Source organism: Falsiroseomonas sp. HW251, from assembly GCF_050563545.1.
Lineage (GTDB): Bacteria > Pseudomonadota > Alphaproteobacteria > Acetobacterales > Acetobacteraceae > Falsiroseomonas.
Genome location: NZ_JBNXUM010000018.1, coordinates 39,753 through 54,631, shown reverse-complemented (window position 1 = coordinate 54,631; position 14,879 = coordinate 39,753). Strand labels below are relative to the sequence as shown.

The window sequence follows — 14,879 nt, the reverse complement described above, 5'->3', positions numbered from 1 at the left end:
CGCCGGCAGGCGCTGCCGGGCGCTCTTGAACGGATGGAGGCGCTGTTCTGGAAAGCGCTTTCCAACCTGCCCCGACGATGTCACCGTCCCTCCGCCCCTGTCAAATACTGATTCATTCAGCATTGAGCAGCGGCCGGAATGCTGGCATGACAAGGCGTATGGAAAAAGTTTTCCAGAACGGTCGGCGCCCTCGCCTTCAGGACGTCGCAAGGCAGGCCGGCGTCTCCCTCGCCACCGCATCACGCGTGCTGACCTCCGGCCGCGCGGTCGGTCCCGTGCTGCGGGAGCGCGTGCAGGCCGCCGCCGCGAATCTCGGCTACCTCCCGCACGGCGCGGCGCGCGCGCTGTCCACGCGGCACAGCCGCACGATCGCGGCCGTCGTGCCGAGCCTTGCCAATGCGGGCTTCGCCATCGCCGTGGAAGCCCTGCAGCATGTCGTGGACAAGGCGGGCTACACGCTGCTGCTGGCCAGCTCGGGCTACGATCCGGATGCCGAGCGCCGCGAGGTGCTGGAACTCCTGGCGCGCGGCATCGACGGGATCGTGCTCGTCGGCGCGCAGCACGCCGCGCCGACGGTCGCTGCCCTGGACGCGGCGGGGGTGCCGGTCGTCTGCACCTGGACGCTGATGCCTGATGCCCCTTGCGTCGGGTTCGACAACCGGGCGGCCGCGGCGACGCTGACGCGCTACCTCCTCGATCTCGGCCATCGCGAGTTCGGCGTGATCGCCGGGCGCATCGCGGACAACGACCGCGCCGCGGCGCGCGTCGAAGGGGTGCGCGCCGCGCTTGCCACGGCCGGCCTCACGCTGCGGGCGGAACGGCTGATCGAGCGGCCCTATCGGATCGAGGAAGGCCGGATCGCGATGCGCGCGCTGCTCGGCGCCAGGCCTCGTCCGACCGCGGTCATCTGCGGCAACGACCAGCTCGCCTTCGGCGCGCTGATCGAGGCCAGCGCGCAGGGGCGCCAGGTGCCGCGGGACGTGTCGGTCGCCGGCTTCAACGATCTCGACTTCGCGGCCTTCCTGTCGCCTCCCCTGACCACGGTGCAGGTGCCGGCCGGCGAGATCGGCCAGCGCGCCGGCGAGCTGCTGCTCGACCTCATGGCGGGGCGGGTGACCCCGGCCGTCAACGAGGTTGCCGTCCGCCTGGTGGTGCGCGACAGCACGGCACCGCCGCCGCTGGCATCCCAGACCTGGTCCTAGTCGAGCGTGATGCCGGCACGTCGAATGATGGCGGCCCACTGGACGTGCTCCTCCGCCTGGAAGCGGGCGAAGGCGGCGCTGTCGAGCGGCATCGGCTGGAAGCCGTCGCGCGCGAAGAAGGCTTCGGTCTCGGGCCGGCGAAGCGCATCGGTCAGAAGGGCGTTCAGCCGATCGAGGATCGCCGGCGGCGTGGCGGCCGGCGCATAGGCCGCGTTCCACACCGCGAGCCGCAGGCCGGGAATGCCGGCTTCGTCGAAGGTCGGCACGTCGCCGAGGCCAGCGACACGCTGCGGCTGCGAGACGCCGAGCGCGCGCAAGGTCCCGCTGCGGACCAGGGGCATTGCGGTCAGGGTCTCGGTGAAGGCGAAGTCCACCTGCCCCCCGATCAGGTCCGTCAGCGCCGCGGGCGAGGCGCGGTAGGAGACGTTGACGGCGGCAATCCCCGTCTCGGCGTTCAGGACCTCCGCGGCACCGCGGCTGGTGAGGCTGGCGGACGCGAAGGTGAGGCGCCCCGGGGCCTGCCGCCCTGCCGCGACGAGGTCGGCCACGCTGCCATGCGGGCCGGCCGGCCTGACCAGGAGCACCATCGCGCCGCGGCCCAGCGTCGTCAGCGGCGCGAAATCCGCGACGGGATCGTAGGGGAGGTTCGGGATCAGCTCGGGATTGCCGATCTGCGTGGTCATCCCGGTGATCATCACGGTGTAGCCGTCGGCCGGCGCCGCCTTGGCCGCCATGACGCCGATCACGCCGTTTCCGCCGGGTCGGTTGTCCACCACGACAGGCTGGCCCGTCGCCTCGGTGATCCGGGCACCGATGAAGCGTGCGGTGTTGTCGGTGGCGGTGCCGGCACCGAAGGGGACGAGGAACCGGATGGCACGGGCCGGAAAGGCCTGGGCGCGGGCTACCCGCGGAAGGGCTGCAAGCGCGCCGGCGGACAGCAGCGATCGTCGGTGCATGGGGTCTGTCTCCTCCCTCGTGACGCCACCGCCTTCCCGCGTGCGCGCCCGTCATCCCTGAACGGCCAAGGTGAAGGCCGGTCCGAATGACATCTTGCATTTTATAAAATGCATTGTCTATAAGAACACATGGCCCTGCCTGCCGCCTCGACGCCAGCCTATGTCATCCTCCGGGACCGCCTGCGTGGCGAGATCCTGTCGGGCGACTGGGCGCCCGGCACCCATCGCACCCTCGGCGCCATCGCAGGCGCGCACGGCGTCTCCATCAGCCCGGTGCGCGAGGCCCTGCTGTCGCTCGCCGGCGAGGGCCTGCTGCAGATGCGCGAGCACCGCGGCGCCGTGGTGCCCGTGCTCGACGCCAAGCTGTTCGACAATCTCTACGACCTCCGGGGAGCGCTGCAGTCGCTGCTCGCCCGCCGCGCCGCGGAGCGTGCGACCGAGGCCGAGGTCGCGGCGATGGAACGCCACGAGCGCGCCTATGCAGAGGCCGCCGGGCGCGGCGACGCGATGGCCGCGCTCGACGCCAACGAGGCCTTCCACGACGCGCTCGAAGCCGCCGCCGACAACCCGCAGGCGACCGCGCTCTACAAGTCCCGCAGCGCCTTCGTGAACGCGGCGCGGCTGCGGCTCGGCTTCGGTCCGGGCCGCATGGCCGAGGCCGCGGCGCAGCACCGCGCCATCCTCTCCGCCATCCGCGCCCGCGATGCCGAGGGCGCCGCCGTCGCGGCGTTCGACCACTCGATGAGCGCGAAGAAGGATCTGCTGCAGCGCCTTTGACGTCCAAGGAGAAGACACCAATGACCGCGATTTCGCGGCGCGGCCTCATCGCCGCCGGCCTTGCATTGCCCACCCTTGTCCATGCCCAGCCCGCTTTCCGGTTCGAGCGGCCGCTGCGGCTCGTCGTCGGCTTCGCGCCGGGCGGCACCGCCGATGCGGTGGCCCGCCTCGCCGCGGCCGAGATGGGCCGCGCGCTCGGGCAGAACGTCGTCGTGGAGAACCGCTCCGGCGCCTCCGGCAATCTCGCCACCCAGGCGGTGGTGGGGGCGCCGGCGGATGGGTACACGCTGGCGCTCGCCGGGCTGCAGCTCGTGACCAATCCCGGGCTCATCGCGCATCTCGGCTACAACCCGCGGACGGATCTCGCCATGGCCGGCCAGCTCACGGCGCTGCCGGTGGTGGTGATGGCCAGCGCGGCATCGCGCATCACGACGATGGCGGAGGCGATCGAGCGTTCCCGCCGGCCCGGCGACGACATCATCCGCATCGCCTCGGCCGGCACCGGCACCTCCTCCCATCTCGGGGGAGAGCTGCTGTTCCGGGCGGTGGGCGGCCGGTTCGAGGCGGTGCAGTACCGCGGCGGCGCGCCGGCCTTCCAGGCACTGATGACGGGCGATGTCGAGATGATGTTCGACCTCGTCGCCTCCTACCAGGCGCCGGCCGTCGCCGAGGGGCGCGTGCGGATGCTCGGCGTGATGCAGCAGACCCGCACGCCCGGCCTGCCGGACGTGCCGTCCTTCGGCGAGCTCGGCCTGCCGACCGCTGCGATGATGCGGTCGTGGCAGGGCATCTGCGTCCGCGCCGGGACGCCGCCCGGCGCGATCGCCGCCCTGCACGCCGCGACCGTCGCGACGACGCGCGCGCCGGACTTCGTGCAGCGGATGTCGGGCCTCGGCGTCGAGCCCACGGCCAGCCCCGACCCCGCTGCCTTCCAGGCCTTCTACCTCGAGGAGCTCGGGCGCTGGACGTCGCTGATCCGCGAAGCCGGGATCACCGCGCAATGACCGCGAGCGACCCCGCCGCAAGGTTGCGCGCCGAGGTCGGCGCGATGAAGCTGGACTGGCTGGTGGCGGAGCGCTTCGCCTGGATCGAGGCCGGCGATTCCGTCGCCGAGACCGGTGCCAAGGGAGGCTGTTTCTGATGCCGGACCTGGCGCGCCGCGCGCTGCTCGCCGCCGGCGCGTCGCTGCCCCTGCCGGCGCTCGGCCAGCAGGGCTGGAGTCCCGACCGGACCATCGCCTTCCAGGTCGGCTTTCCCGCCGGCGGCGTCATCGACTACGTCGCCCGGCTCCTGGCGCGCGAACTGGTGCCGATCCTCGGCCAGAACGTGGTGGTGGAGAACCGCACCGGCGCCTCGGGCAACCTGGCGACGCAGGCGATGGTGCGCGCCCCGGCGGACGGTCACACCATCGGCTTCGCCGCCATCCACCTCGCGGCCAACCCCGCGCTCATGCCGCTCGGCTACGATCCCGCGCGCGACCTCGCGATGCTCACGCAGACCGGGCATGTGCCGGTTTACTTCCTCGCCAGCATCCGCTCCGGCCTGGATGATGCGGCCGCGGTCGTGGCGGCCGGGCGGGCCCGGGGCGGCGAGCTGACCTTCGCCTCGGGCGGCGTCGGCACCTCCTCGCACCTCGCGGCGGAGCTGTTCTCCCGCCGCGCCGGCTTCCGCTTCACGCATGTGCCGTTCCGCGGCGGCGCGCCCTCGATGCAGTCCCTGCTGGCAGGCGAGGTCGATTGCTCCTTCACCGTCGCCGAGGCCGCCATACCCGGAAACATCGCTGCCGCGCGCATCCGTGGCCTGGCGGTGATGCAGGCCGAGCGCATCGCCGCCGCGCCGAACACCCCCGCGATCGCCGAGGCGGGATTCGGGCCGGACGTCTTCATCAGTTCGTGGCATGGCGTGATGCTGCGCGCGGGGACGCCGCCCGCGATCATGGCCCGCTGGTTCGACGCCGTGCAGGAGGCGGTGCGCACGCCCGCCCTGCAGGACGGCATGGCGCGGTCGGGGATCGAGCCGCGGCTCAGCGCCTCGCCGGCTGCCTTCACCGACTTCGTCGCGGCCGAGACCACGCGATGGACAACCGTCATTCGGGACGCAGGAATCACCGCGCAATGACCAGCAATCCCCGCATCACCGCGATCCGCACGCACCTCATGCAGGCCGGGCCGCTAGGCGTTTCCGGCTGGGCGGCGGACGTGAAGAACTCCATCACGTCAGGCACGCGAAACTGGCTGTTCGTCACCGTCGAGACCGATGCCGGCATCACCGGCCTCGGCGAGGGCAGCGGCTGGCCGCGCGTGGTCGAGACGGCGGTGAACGACATCGCCCCCGTGCTGGTCGGCCAGGACGCCTTCGCGATCGAGCGTCTGACCCAGCGCATGAGCGTCGCGATGATGGGTCACGGCATGAGCGGCGCGGTCGGCCAGGGCGCGATCGCCGCGCTGGACATGGCGCTGTGGGACATCAAGGGCAAGGCGCTCGGCGTGCCGGTGTGGCAGCTGCTGGGCGGCGCGGTGCGCGATCGCATCCGCTGCTACACCCATGCCAGCACGCCGGAGCAGGCGAAGGCGGCCCTGGCCAAGGGCTACACCGCGATCAAGACCGGCGGCGTCGCCGACCCCGTGGCCAAGGCACGCGCCATCCGCGACGCGATCGGGCCCGACGCCGACCTGATGATCGACCTGCATGGCCCGCCGTGGCTCAGCCTGCCCGACGCCATCGTCATCTGCGACGCGCTGGCCGAGCTGCGGCCGCTCTTCGTCGAGGAGCCGGTGGCGCCGGAGAACATCGAGGGCTACCGCGCGCTGCGCCGCGCGACCAAGGCGCCGCTGGCGGGCGGCGAGCGGCATGGCGGCCTGCACGGCTGCGCGCCGCTGCTGCTGGAGAACCTGGTGGACGTGATCCAGCCGGACAGCGGCCGCGCCGGCGGGCTGACCGGCCTGCGCAAGATCGCGACCCTGGCCGAGGCGCGCTTCGCGACCGTGGCGCCGCATTCCGGCTCGCTCGGCCCGGTCGCGGAATTCGCCGCGATCCACCTGCTCGCCGCCATCCCGAACGCGCTGATCCTGGAACGCATGGACCCGGACTGGCCCGGGCGCGGCGAGACCATCAAGGGCGGCCACCCCGAGTTGCGCGACGGCCATGTGACGCTGCCGACCGCACCGGGCCTCGGCGTCGCGATCGACGAGGCCTTCGTCGCCGGCAATCCGTCCATCCGCAATGTCGGGCTGCCGTCCGGCGGCTGGCCCGCCGGGACCGAGGGCGCCACGCTCTATACCCAGCCGCGCACGCCCCGCACGGGCCTGACGTGAGCGCGGCCGTCCTGATCACGGGTGCATCGGGGCGGCTCGGCTCGGCGCTTGCGACCGCGCTGGCCGACGAGAACTTCGCGCTGCGCCTGACCGATCTGCGCCCGTTTCCGTCTGAGGTGCCGCCGGGCGCGGTGTTCGAGCCGGCCGACCTCGCCGATGCCGATGCGCTGGCGCGCATGGCACGGGGCTGCCGCGCCATCCTGCATTTCGGCGGCATTCCGAACGACGACGCGCCGCCCGAGGCGATCGCCGCCGCCAACCTCGCGGGCGTGCGCCATGTCTACGAGGCGGCGCGGCTGGCCGGCGCGCGCGTGGTGTTCGCCTCCTCCAACCACGCCATGGGCTACCACGCCCGGCCGGCGCGGCCCGACCAGCGGCTCGACGCCGCATCGCCCTATCGGCCCGACGGACTCTATGGCCTGTCGAAGGTCTATGGCGAGCAGATGGGCCGGCTCTACAGGGACAAGCACGGGGTCGAAAGCGTCAACATCCGCATCGGCTCCTGCACGCCGGCGCCGGCCGATGCGCGCATGCTCGCGACCTGGCTGTCGCCCGGCGATCTGGCGCGCCTCTGCGCCTGCGCCATCCGTGCCCCGCGCACGGGCTGGGCGATGGTCTGGGGGGCCTCCGACAACGCCGCAAGCTTCTGGGCCGGGGACGACCGCGCGCTGATCGGCTGGGCGCCGCGCGACAGCGCCGAGGCGTGGCGCGACGCGGTGGCGGGCCTGCGCTCCGGCGATCCGGTCGCGGAGCGCTTCCAGGGCGGCGCCTTCGCATCACGCGGCTACAGCCGGACCGGAGAGGACACCGCCGGACCATGACGATGACCGACGCGATGCGCGCGGACTTCGCGCGCTGCTCCGCCGCCACCCTGACCACGCTGCTGGTGAAGCGCGGGCTGCGGAACACCGCCCTGCGCGGCGTGCGGCCCGTGAACCCGGGCCTGCCGCCGATGGCGGGGCCGGCCTTCACCCTGCGCTACATCCCCGCGCGCGAGGACATGGACGCCTATGGCTCCGGCGGCGATCCCGCGAACATCCAGCGCCAGGCCATCGAGCTCGCGCCCGCGGGCCATGTCTTCATCGCGGATTGCCGGGGCGATCCGCACATCGCCGGTATCGGCTCGATCCTGGCGCGGCGGCTGCGCCATCGCGGCCTGGCCGGGATCGTGCTGGATGGCGGCGTGCGCGACACCGGCGCGATCGCCGGCGCCGACCTGCCGGTCTATTGCAGCGGCGCGGCCGCGCCGCCGAACTACACGGGCCACCACGCCGCCGACATGAACGTGCCGATCGCCTGCGGCGGCGTCGCCGTCTATCCCGGCGACATCGTCTTCGGCGATTCCGAGGCGGTGGTGGTGGTGCCCGCGCATCTCGCCGCCGAGGTCGCCGCCGAGGGTGCGGCGATGGAAGAGCGCGAGGCCTTCCTGATCACCGAGATCGAGGCCGGGCGGTCCATCGTCGGCGTCTATCCCCCGAATGCCGACACGCTTGCCCGCTTCGATGCCTGGCGGCGCGAGCGCCGGTGATCCGCCGCGACCCGAGCGCGCCTCCGGTTTGACCCCCCGCGCCGTGCCGCGCGAAGCTGCGCGCCATGACGCAGACGCTCGAGCAGGTCGCGGCCGCGCTGCCGCGCCGATACCCCGGCCCCGGTGGCGCCATCGCCGTGCTGAAGGACGGCGAGGTGCTGCTGCGCCATGCCTGGGGCTACGCCAACGCCGAGCGCCGCATCGCCTTCACGCCGCGCACGCTGTTCCGGATCTGCTCCATCACCAAGCAGTTCACCTGCGCCACGGTGCTCGCGGCCTGCGGCAATCCCGCCAGGCTCGACCGCGCAATCGGGGCGCGGCTGCCGGAACTCGAGCTCGTGCCGACGGCGCGCCTGCTCTGCCACAACCAGTCCGGCCTGCGCGACTACTGGGCGGTGGCGATGCTGCACGGCTCCCCGGCCGAGGCCGCGTTCGGAGAGGCGGAAGCGGCGCGCGTCATCGCCGGCACCCGCACCCTGCACTTCGCGCCGGGCACGCGCTTCTCCTACGTGAACCAGAATTTTCGGCTGCTGTCGGACGCGCTGCAGGACCGCACGGGACAGGATCTCGCGCGGCTGCTGCGGCGGCACGTTTTGGACCCTGCCGGCATCGAGACCGCCTTCATGGCCCCCGACACCCGTGCCATGCCGGACGGCACCGAGGGCTACGAGGGCACGCAGGCCAGCGGCTTCCGGCCTGCCGTCAACAACATCATCTGGACCGGCGATGCCGGGATGGCGGCGAGCCTCGACGACCTCGTCGCCTGGGAGAAGTTCATCGACGCCGGGCGCGACGATCCGGAGTCGCTGCCCGCGCGCCTCGCCGCGCCCGTCGCCTTCGCGGACGGTGCGGCGGCGGCCTATGGCTGGGGGCTCGGGCGCGGGACGGCGTTCGGCCGCGCGATACTCGGCCATGGCGGCGGGCTCCGGGGGTGGCGGAGCCATCGCCTCTACGTGCCGTCGGAACGCATCTCCGTCGTGGTGCTGTTCAACCACCTCTCCGATGCATCCGGCGCGGCGCTCGACCTGCTCGGCGCGGTGCTGGACGCCGAGACCGCGAAGCCCGATGCGTCGCTGCCGGCGCCGGACTGGCTCGGCGCCTATCGGGAGCCGGAGACGGGGCTTGCCGCGTGCCTCGACCTCGCCGCGCCGGGCCAGCTCCGCCTGCGCTTCGGGCCTCGGCCCGAGACGCTCGACCTGATGCCCGACGGCAGCGCGACCAACGGCCGCACGAGGCTCCTGCGCGACGCCTCGGGGCTGCGGATGGAGCGCCCGGAGGAGAATGTCGCCTCCACGCTGATACCCGCCGAGGGCACGCCGGCGGCCGACATCGCGGGAAGCTGGCGCTGCGCGGAGCTGGATGCGGAGCTCCACATCGAGGCGGCCGGCGGCGTGCTCTACGGCGCCTTCGCTGGCTTCCTCGGGATGTCGCGCATGGAGATGCTGGAGCCCGTCGGCGATGATCTCTGGGCCCTGCCCTGCGCCCGCGCGCTGGACTATGCGCCACCCGGTGACTGGACGCTGGCCGTGCGGCGGGAGGAGGGGAAGGCAGTCGCCATCGAGATCGGCTGCTGGCTGGCGCGGCGGCTGAGCTACGAGAGGGCGTAGCTAACCCGGTGTGCGGGTTTCGGGTTTGGACGAGCTTGGCGAAGGCGAGCGGGGAGATGCCGACGCTCTGACAGCAGAGGACGGCGATGGTGTGGGAGAGGACCTTGCGCGCCCGGCGGCCGAGGAGGTGCCATTGGTCGCGGGCGCGGGTCTGCTTGGCGTTGTAGTCAGGTGTCCGCCCTGATGTTCGCGATGCGCACCACCTCGCCCCAGGTCGCGAAGTCCTTGCGGGTGGTCTCCGCGAGCTCCGCCGCGGTCCCCCCGCCGGGCTCGTCGCCGCGCCCGGTGATGCGCTCCCGCGTCGCGGGATCGAGCGCCTGGTTCAGCGCGGCATTGGCCCGGGCGACGATCTCGGGCGGCGTGCCAGGCGGACCATAGAGCCCGATCCAGGCCTTGAAGCTGTAGTCCGGGATGCCGCTTTCCGTCGCCGTCGGGATGTCGGGGAAGGCGGGGCTGCGGGTCGGTCCGGTGGCGAGGATGCCGCGCAGCTGGCCGGCCTGGATGAAGGGCGCCATCACGCTTGCCGCGTCGAACATCGCGCTGAAGCGGTTGGCGATGAAGTCCTGCAGCGCGGGGCCGGAGCCGCGGTAGGGCACGTGCTCGACCGGCAGCGGCGCGGCGCGCAGGCGGAGCAGCTCCATCGCGGTATGCGTCAGGCTGCCGGCGGAGGACGATCCGTAGTTCACGCGTCCGTTCTGCGGCCGCGCCCAGGCGATGAACTCCTGCACGTTGCGGGCGGGGACGGACGGATGGACGCAGAGGATCAGCGAGGATTGCAGCATCATCCCGATCGCCGTGGCCTGCAGCGGGTCGAAGGGCAGCGGCCCCATGGTGTGCGGGTTGATAGTCATCGGCGCTGAATTGCCGACCAGCAGCGTGTAGCCGTCCGGCCGGGCGCGCAGCACCGCATCGGTGCCGAGGTTGCCGCCGGCGCCGCCGCGGTTGTCGATCACCACGGGCTGGCCGAGCGCCGCCTGCAGCCCGGGCTGGAGGACGCGCGCGGCGAAGTCGGTCTGCCCGCCCGGCGGGAAGCCCACGACGAGGGTGACAGGGCGCGAGGGCCAGGCGCCCTGCGCCCCGGCCACCCGCGGCAGCGCCAGCGCCCCGCCTGCCGCGGTGATCAGCGCGCGCCGTCCGAGATCCCGTGCCATGTCGTTCCTCCCGCTTCGAACAGCGTCCGGACCGGCAGGCTAGCAACGACCATCGGTCGAAGGCGACCGCAATCTGGGATCAGAGCGCCCGGAGCGTGAACCCGAGCAGCGCGGCCGAGGCGAACAGGATGACCGTGAAGGTCAGCGCGATGCCGAAGACGCGCAGGCGGAAATCCTCGGGCTCGCTGGAGATGCCGGTGGCGTGGATCACGCGCCCCGCCACCAGCAGCGTGCCGAAGACGTGCAGTGCCCAGTCCGGCACGCCGTTGATCTCGCCGAGGGCGAGCAGGATCAGCGCGAGCGGGACATACTCTGCGAAGTTGCCCTGCGCGCGCGCCGCGCGCTCCACCAGGCGGTGCGGCGTGCCGAGCGGGACCTTGTGGATCCGGCGCGCCCTGGTCACGCGCGCGGAGAGCCAGACGAAGTAGAGCCCGAGCAGGCTCGCATAGAGCGCGGTCACCAGCAGCATCAGGCGCTCTCCTTCACATCGGCCGTGGTGCCGCCGGACAGCCGCAGCAGGTCGGCGGCGGTGGTGGCGAAGACATGCATCGGCGACCCCGCCGCCGCCCAGACGCGGTCGTAGGCGAGGAGATCCTGGTCCACCAGCACCACCGGCGCCGTGAGGTGGCCGAGCGGCGCGACGCCGCCGATCGCGAAGCCCGTGACGTCGCGCACCCAGTTGCCGTCGGCGCGCTTGATGACCAGGCCCGTCGCGGCTGCGACCTTGGCGATGTCCACGCGGTTCGCGCCGGAGGCGATGACCAGCACGACCCGCTCGCCCCCGCGGAACACGATCGACTTGGCGATCTGCGCGACCTCGCAGCCCACCGCGGCCGCGGCCTCGGCGGCGCTGCGGGTGCCCTCGGGGAAGGCCTGGACCGTGTCGGCATGGCCGGCCGCCAGCAGCGCCGCCCTGACGCGTTCGACAGAACCCCCCGACATCCCTATCTCCCCAGGCAATGGAACCCCTGGCCCTCTACATCCACTGGCCCTTCTGCCTCGCCAAGTGCCCCTACTGCGATTTCAACAGCCATGTGCGGGACCGCGTGGACCAGGGCGCCTTCGCTGCCGCGCTGCGGGCCGAGCTGGCGCGGGAGGCGGCGCGTGCCAATGGGAGCCAGGGGCGCCGGCCGCTGGCCTCGATTTTCTTCGGCGGCGGCACGCCGAGCCTGATGGACCCCGCGACCGCCGCCCTGCTGATCGAGGACGCGGCGCGGCTCTTCGACCCGCTGCCCGGCATCGAGATCACGCTGGAGGCCAATCCGACCAGCGTGGAGCGCGGGAAGCTCCGCGACTTCCGCGCGGCGGGGGTGAACCGCGCCTCGCTCGGCGTGCAGGCGCTGGACCAGGCGGCGCTGGATTTCCTCGGGCGGCAGCACGACGCGGCGCAGGCCATCGCGGCGCTGGAGCATGCGCGCGAGACCTTCCCGCGGCTCTCCTTCGACCTGATCTATGCCCGGCCCGGCCAGGCCGAAGCGGCCTGGCGGGCGGAGCTGCGCCGGGCTCTGGCGCTCGCGGCCGATCACCTCTCGCTGTATCAGCTGACGATCGAGCCGGGGACGCAATTCGCGACCTTGCACGGCCGCGGCGAATTTTCGCTGCCCGAAGGCGAGGAGGCCGCGCTTCTCTACAATGCCACCGCCGAGGAAGCCGCGCGCTTCGGCCTGCACCGCTACGAGGTCAGCAACTACGCGAAGCCCGGCGCGGAAAGCCGGCACAACCTGGCGTACTGGCGCTATGGCGACTATGTCGGCATCGGCGCCGGCGCGCATCAGCGCATCACGCTCGACGGCGCGATCCTGGCGGCGCGGCGGCATCGCGCGCCGGAGGAATGGCTCGCGCGCGTGCGGCGCGACGGCCACGCCGTGACGGAGGAGGAGGCGCTGTCGCCCCGCGACCGTGCGCGGGAGGCGCTGCTGATGGGGCTTCGGCTGGCGGAGGGCGTGGATCCCCGGCGGATCGAGGCGCGGTCGTCATTGCCCTTCGCCGAATGCGTCGACGGCAGCATGCTGGATGCGCTCGTCGAGGAAGGATTGCTGGCGTGGCGCGACGGGCGCCTCGTCGCGACGGATGACGGGCTGCTGCGGCTGGACGCGATGCTGCCCTTGCTGGTGCAATAGCCTGCGATCGTGCCAGGTGCGCCCGCCGCAGGCGGGTGCGCGGGCGCGTGAATCGCAGGCTCGTGCTATGCATTCGCGATGACGACCGCCTTCCTCGGCGCCTATGGCTTCGGCAATCTCGGTGACGAGCTCTGCCTAATGGAGGCGCTGCGCGCCTTCCCGACCGACGACGCCCATGCGCTCTCGCCCGATGCCGCTTGGACGCTGCGCTGCGTGCCCGGGCTCGCCGCCTGCTTCACGGAACCCGAGGAAATGCTGGCGCTCGCGCCGTCGCGCATCGTCTTCGGCGGCGGCATGTTCGGCGTCGGCGCGGCCTTCCGGCGCTGGATGCCGGCGCTGGCGCAGGCGCAGGAGGAAGGGGCCGAGATCCACTTCCACAACCTCGGCCTGGCGCGGCTGAAATTCGACCTCGACTGGCTGGATGGGGCGGCGCGCGAGGTCTTCGCGCGCGCGGCGTCCTTCACCGTGCGCGACTACGTCAGCGTCGAGATGGCCGCCGAAGCCGGGCTCGGCCGCATGCCGCGCATCACCTTCCACCCGGAGGCCGACATCCCCGCCGACCCGTCGCTGGCGGAGGAGCTGCTGGCCGGCGGCGGGACGCTGCTCGGCGTCTCGATCATCCCGACGCCGGGCATGCGCGCGGCGCTGGCGCATGACGCGGATCGCGTGCGCGCGCTGCTGCGCGAATTCGACGACCACGCCGTGCTGCCGGTGCCGAGCACCGTGCATCGCGACGCCGCGGAGGAGGACGACATCGCCGGCATCGTGGATTTCCTGCGCGACTTCCTCCCCGGTGCGGCGATCGCGGCGCCCGCGCTGCTCGACCACGGCTTCCGCTACGACAGGCTGACGCCCGCGACGCTGAAAGGGCTTGTCGCGCGCTGTCGCACGCTGCTGTCGCAGCGCAAGCACAACGCCATCCACGCGATCGGCGCGGGGGTGCGCGTGATCGGCCTGCACCCGATCGAGGACGACAGCCTGCGCCGCACCTTCGTCGCGCTGTCGCACCGCCTGCCGCCGGGCTCGCGCTGCGTCGGACTGGCCGCGCCGTGAGGACGCTGCTCGTCACCGAGGCGCCGTTCCGCGACCTCACCTACCGCGCCTGCACGTTGCAGGCGCGCGAGTCCGTCCCGCACGAGGGGCCGATGCTGCTGGCGACGCCGGCCGAACGGGTGCCGCCGGGCTTCGCGCCGATGCCGCCCGACACCGTGCCGGACGGGGTGGAGCAGGTGGTGCTCGCCGGGCCCTTCCTGGTGCGGCACCGGCTGGAACGCGCGCTGGCGACCGCGGCGGAGGCGGTCGCCGCCGGCGCGCGGCTGCTGGTGCACAATCTCGGGCTCGAGGACGGGGCGGCGCGGATCGAACCGCCGGCGGGCGTGTCGGTGATGGACGGCGCGGAGCCGCTGCTGCTGCGCGACCACCGCACCGCCAACGTGCTCACGCTGTGGCGTGTCGCGGCGCCGATGCGCATCCTCGGCTACCCCGAGCGGCATGTCGCGCCCGATCCCTTCCTGGCGCGAGGCCTGCCGGACGGCCCGGTGCTCGGCATCGCCTTCCGCGGCGGGGAGGAGATGCGGAAATCCTGGCAGCCGCGCCTGCCGGCCATCACGCGGCTGCTGGCGCGCGCGCGGGGCTGGCACGCGCTGCCGCTGCCGACCCGCCTGCCCGGAACCGGCGACGAGGACGGGCCGGCGACGCGCGCGATCCTGTCGGCCGCGCTGCCCGGCGCGGCGCCGCTGCTGCCGGAGCTCGAGGATCCCGAGGCCTGGCGCCGGCTGCTCGGGCCCGCGCGACTGAAGGCGCTGGTCGCGCGCTGCGCGCTGGTGGTGACGAACCGCGACCTTGTCGCGGCCTATGCGGTGGCGGCGGGCGTGCCGGTGATCGGGGTGGCGCTGGGCGCGGACCGGCGGATCGTGTCGTGCCTTGCGACGCTGGCGAATGAATTGCCGCCGGGGTCGGCGCTGGTGCATCCGGCGCCGGGGTGATGCACTGGCTGCCACCCCGACCCTTCCTTGCGAGCGGAGGGCCATCGCATCTCGATTTGGCGCTACGTCGGAGGCCCAGGAGTTTCCCTCTCCCGCCTGGGCGGGGGCCGACGCACTGCCTCGGCGCAGAAGCGGCCGGCTTCAGCCGAGGACGCGCAGGCCGGTCAAGGTGGGGGTGGAGCGCGAAGCGCTGGTACCGCCGCACTGACCAGCTTCGCGACCCCCTCACCTTACCTCTC

Annotated in this window: 16 protein-coding genes; 12 read left to right on the top strand and 4 right to left on the bottom strand. The window is 73.0% G+C overall.

From position 1 onward, the window contains the following. The first annotated feature begins 77 nt into the window (after window positions 1-77). Window positions 78-1,202, top strand: a complete 1,125-nt coding sequence (locus ACLF3M_RS21125; protein ID WP_430658959.1) for a LacI family DNA-binding transcriptional regulator — start codon at window positions 78-80, stop codon at window positions 1,200-1,202. Here ACLF3M_RS21125 and ACLF3M_RS21120 read toward each other — a convergent pair. Continuing rightward, complete coding sequence (locus ACLF3M_RS21120) at window positions 1,199-2,158, bottom strand: Bug family tripartite tricarboxylate transporter substrate binding protein (RefSeq protein WP_430658958.1); 960 nt, start codon at window positions 2,156-2,158, stop codon at window positions 1,199-1,201. The genes ACLF3M_RS21125 and ACLF3M_RS21120 overlap by 4 nt on opposite strands. Before the next feature lie 129 nt (window positions 2,159-2,287). Here ACLF3M_RS21120 and ACLF3M_RS21115 point away from each other — a divergent pair, with 129 nt between their 5' ends. From ACLF3M_RS21115 to ACLF3M_RS21080, 8 genes are all read left to right on the top strand, one after another. Next, entirely contained in the window at window positions 2,288-2,935 is a 648-nt protein-coding gene (locus tag ACLF3M_RS21115) for a GntR family transcriptional regulator (protein ID WP_430658957.1), read from the top strand. Between the two features lie 20 nt (window positions 2,936-2,955). Continuing rightward, window positions 2,956-3,939, top strand: coding sequence for a Bug family tripartite tricarboxylate transporter substrate binding protein (locus ACLF3M_RS21110; protein WP_430658956.1), 984 nt, complete (start codon window positions 2,956-2,958; stop codon window positions 3,937-3,939). Beyond that, window positions 3,936-4,076: a hypothetical protein gene (locus ACLF3M_RS21105; RefSeq protein WP_430658955.1), complete on the top strand. Its 141-nt coding sequence runs from the start codon at window positions 3,936-3,938 to the stop codon at window positions 4,074-4,076. Before ACLF3M_RS21110 ends, ACLF3M_RS21105 begins: the two co-directional genes overlap by 4 nt. Next, window positions 4,076-5,053, top strand: a complete 978-nt coding sequence (locus ACLF3M_RS21100) for a Bug family tripartite tricarboxylate transporter substrate binding protein (protein ID WP_430658954.1) — start codon at window positions 4,076-4,078, stop codon at window positions 5,051-5,053. The genes ACLF3M_RS21105 and ACLF3M_RS21100 overlap by 1 nt, the downstream gene beginning before the upstream one ends. Next, on the top strand, window positions 5,050-6,249 hold the full coding sequence (locus ACLF3M_RS21095; RefSeq protein WP_430658953.1) for a mandelate racemase/muconate lactonizing enzyme family protein: 1,200 nt from the start codon (window positions 5,050-5,052) through the stop codon (window positions 6,247-6,249). Before ACLF3M_RS21100 ends, ACLF3M_RS21095 begins: the two co-directional genes overlap by 4 nt. Then, window positions 6,246-7,070, top strand: a complete 825-nt coding sequence (locus tag ACLF3M_RS21090; protein ID WP_430658952.1) for an NAD-dependent epimerase/dehydratase family protein — start codon at window positions 6,246-6,248, stop codon at window positions 7,068-7,070. The genes ACLF3M_RS21095 and ACLF3M_RS21090 overlap by 4 nt, the downstream gene beginning before the upstream one ends. Beyond that, entirely contained in the window at window positions 7,067-7,777 is a 711-nt protein-coding gene (locus ACLF3M_RS21085) for a ribonuclease activity regulator RraA (RefSeq protein WP_430658951.1), read from the top strand. Before ACLF3M_RS21090 ends, ACLF3M_RS21085 begins: the two co-directional genes overlap by 4 nt. Before the next feature lie 65 nt (window positions 7,778-7,842). Further along, on the top strand, window positions 7,843-9,384 hold the full coding sequence (locus tag ACLF3M_RS21080) for a D-aminopeptidase (protein ID WP_430658950.1): 1,542 nt from the start codon (window positions 7,843-7,845) through the stop codon (window positions 9,382-9,384). 167 nt (window positions 9,385-9,551) lie between these two features. On the opposite strand, the gene ACLF3M_RS21075 is transcribed toward ACLF3M_RS21080, so the two are convergent. The 3 genes from ACLF3M_RS21075 to ACLF3M_RS21065 all read right to left on the bottom strand — a co-directional run bounded on the left by ACLF3M_RS21075 (window position 9,552) and on the right by ACLF3M_RS21065 (window position 11,477). Next, window positions 9,552-10,535 carry a Bug family tripartite tricarboxylate transporter substrate binding protein gene (locus tag ACLF3M_RS21075; RefSeq protein WP_430658949.1) on the bottom strand — a complete coding sequence of 328 codons (984 nt, stop codon included), beginning with the start codon at window positions 10,533-10,535 and terminating at the stop codon, window positions 9,552-9,554. 79 nt (window positions 10,536-10,614) lie between these two features. Beyond that, on the bottom strand, window positions 10,615-11,004 hold the full coding sequence (locus ACLF3M_RS21070; protein ID WP_430658948.1) for an MAPEG family protein: 390 nt from the start codon (window positions 11,002-11,004) through the stop codon (window positions 10,615-10,617). Next, complete coding sequence (locus tag ACLF3M_RS21065; protein ID WP_430658947.1) at window positions 11,004-11,477, bottom strand: YbaK/EbsC family protein; 474 nt, start codon at window positions 11,475-11,477, stop codon at window positions 11,004-11,006. The genes ACLF3M_RS21070 and ACLF3M_RS21065 overlap by 1 nt, the downstream gene beginning before the upstream one ends. 17 nt (window positions 11,478-11,494) lie before the next feature. Between ACLF3M_RS21065 and hemW the strand changes: the two genes are divergently transcribed. The 3 genes from hemW to ACLF3M_RS21050 all read left to right on the top strand — a co-directional run bounded on the left by hemW (window position 11,495) and on the right by ACLF3M_RS21050 (window position 14,640). Continuing rightward, window positions 11,495-12,655, top strand: a complete 1,161-nt coding sequence (gene hemW / locus ACLF3M_RS21060; protein ID WP_430658946.1) for a radical SAM family heme chaperone HemW — start codon at window positions 11,495-11,497, stop codon at window positions 12,653-12,655. Between the two features lie 78 nt (window positions 12,656-12,733). After that, complete coding sequence (locus ACLF3M_RS21055; protein ID WP_430658945.1) at window positions 12,734-13,708, top strand: hypothetical protein; 975 nt, start codon at window positions 12,734-12,736, stop codon at window positions 13,706-13,708. Next, the gene (locus ACLF3M_RS21050; RefSeq protein ID WP_430658944.1) at window positions 13,705-14,640 is read left to right on the top strand and encodes a hypothetical protein; all 936 of its coding nucleotides are present in this window, start codon (window positions 13,705-13,707) and stop codon (window positions 14,638-14,640) included. Before ACLF3M_RS21055 ends, ACLF3M_RS21050 begins: the two co-directional genes overlap by 4 nt. Window positions 14,641-14,879 lie beyond the last annotated feature (239 nt).

Coding starts and splice junctions, on each gene's coding strand:
- ACLF3M_RS21125 (WP_430658959.1), top strand. CDS start 78: ATGTCACCGTCCCTCCGCCCCTGTCAAATACTGATTCATTCAGCATTG.
- ACLF3M_RS21120 (WP_430658958.1), bottom strand. CDS start 2,158: ATGCACCGACGATCGCTGCTGTCCGCCGGCGCGCTTGCAGCCCTTCCG.
- ACLF3M_RS21115 (WP_430658957.1), top strand. CDS start 2,288: ATGGCCCTGCCTGCCGCCTCGACGCCAGCCTATGTCATCCTCCGGGAC.
- ACLF3M_RS21110 (WP_430658956.1), top strand. CDS start 2,956: ATGACCGCGATTTCGCGGCGCGGCCTCATCGCCGCCGGCCTTGCATTG.
- ACLF3M_RS21105 (WP_430658955.1), top strand. CDS start 3,936: ATGACCGCGAGCGACCCCGCCGCAAGGTTGCGCGCCGAGGTCGGCGCG.
- ACLF3M_RS21100 (WP_430658954.1), top strand. CDS start 4,076: ATGCCGGACCTGGCGCGCCGCGCGCTGCTCGCCGCCGGCGCGTCGCTG.
- ACLF3M_RS21095 (WP_430658953.1), top strand. CDS start 5,050: ATGACCAGCAATCCCCGCATCACCGCGATCCGCACGCACCTCATGCAG.
- ACLF3M_RS21085 (WP_430658951.1), top strand. CDS start 7,067: ATGACGATGACCGACGCGATGCGCGCGGACTTCGCGCGCTGCTCCGCC.
- ACLF3M_RS21080 (WP_430658950.1), top strand. CDS start 7,843: ATGACGCAGACGCTCGAGCAGGTCGCGGCCGCGCTGCCGCGCCGATAC.
- ACLF3M_RS21075 (WP_430658949.1), bottom strand. CDS start 10,535: ATGGCACGGGATCTCGGACGGCGCGCGCTGATCACCGCGGCAGGCGGG.
- ACLF3M_RS21070 (WP_430658948.1), bottom strand. CDS start 11,004: ATGCTGCTGGTGACCGCGCTCTATGCGAGCCTGCTCGGGCTCTACTTC.
- ACLF3M_RS21065 (WP_430658947.1), bottom strand. CDS start 11,477: ATGTCGGGGGGTTCTGTCGAACGCGTCAGGGCGGCGCTGCTGGCGGCC.
- hemW (WP_430658946.1), top strand. CDS start 11,495: ATGGAACCCCTGGCCCTCTACATCCACTGGCCCTTCTGCCTCGCCAAG.
- ACLF3M_RS21055 (WP_430658945.1), top strand. CDS start 12,734: ATGACGACCGCCTTCCTCGGCGCCTATGGCTTCGGCAATCTCGGTGAC.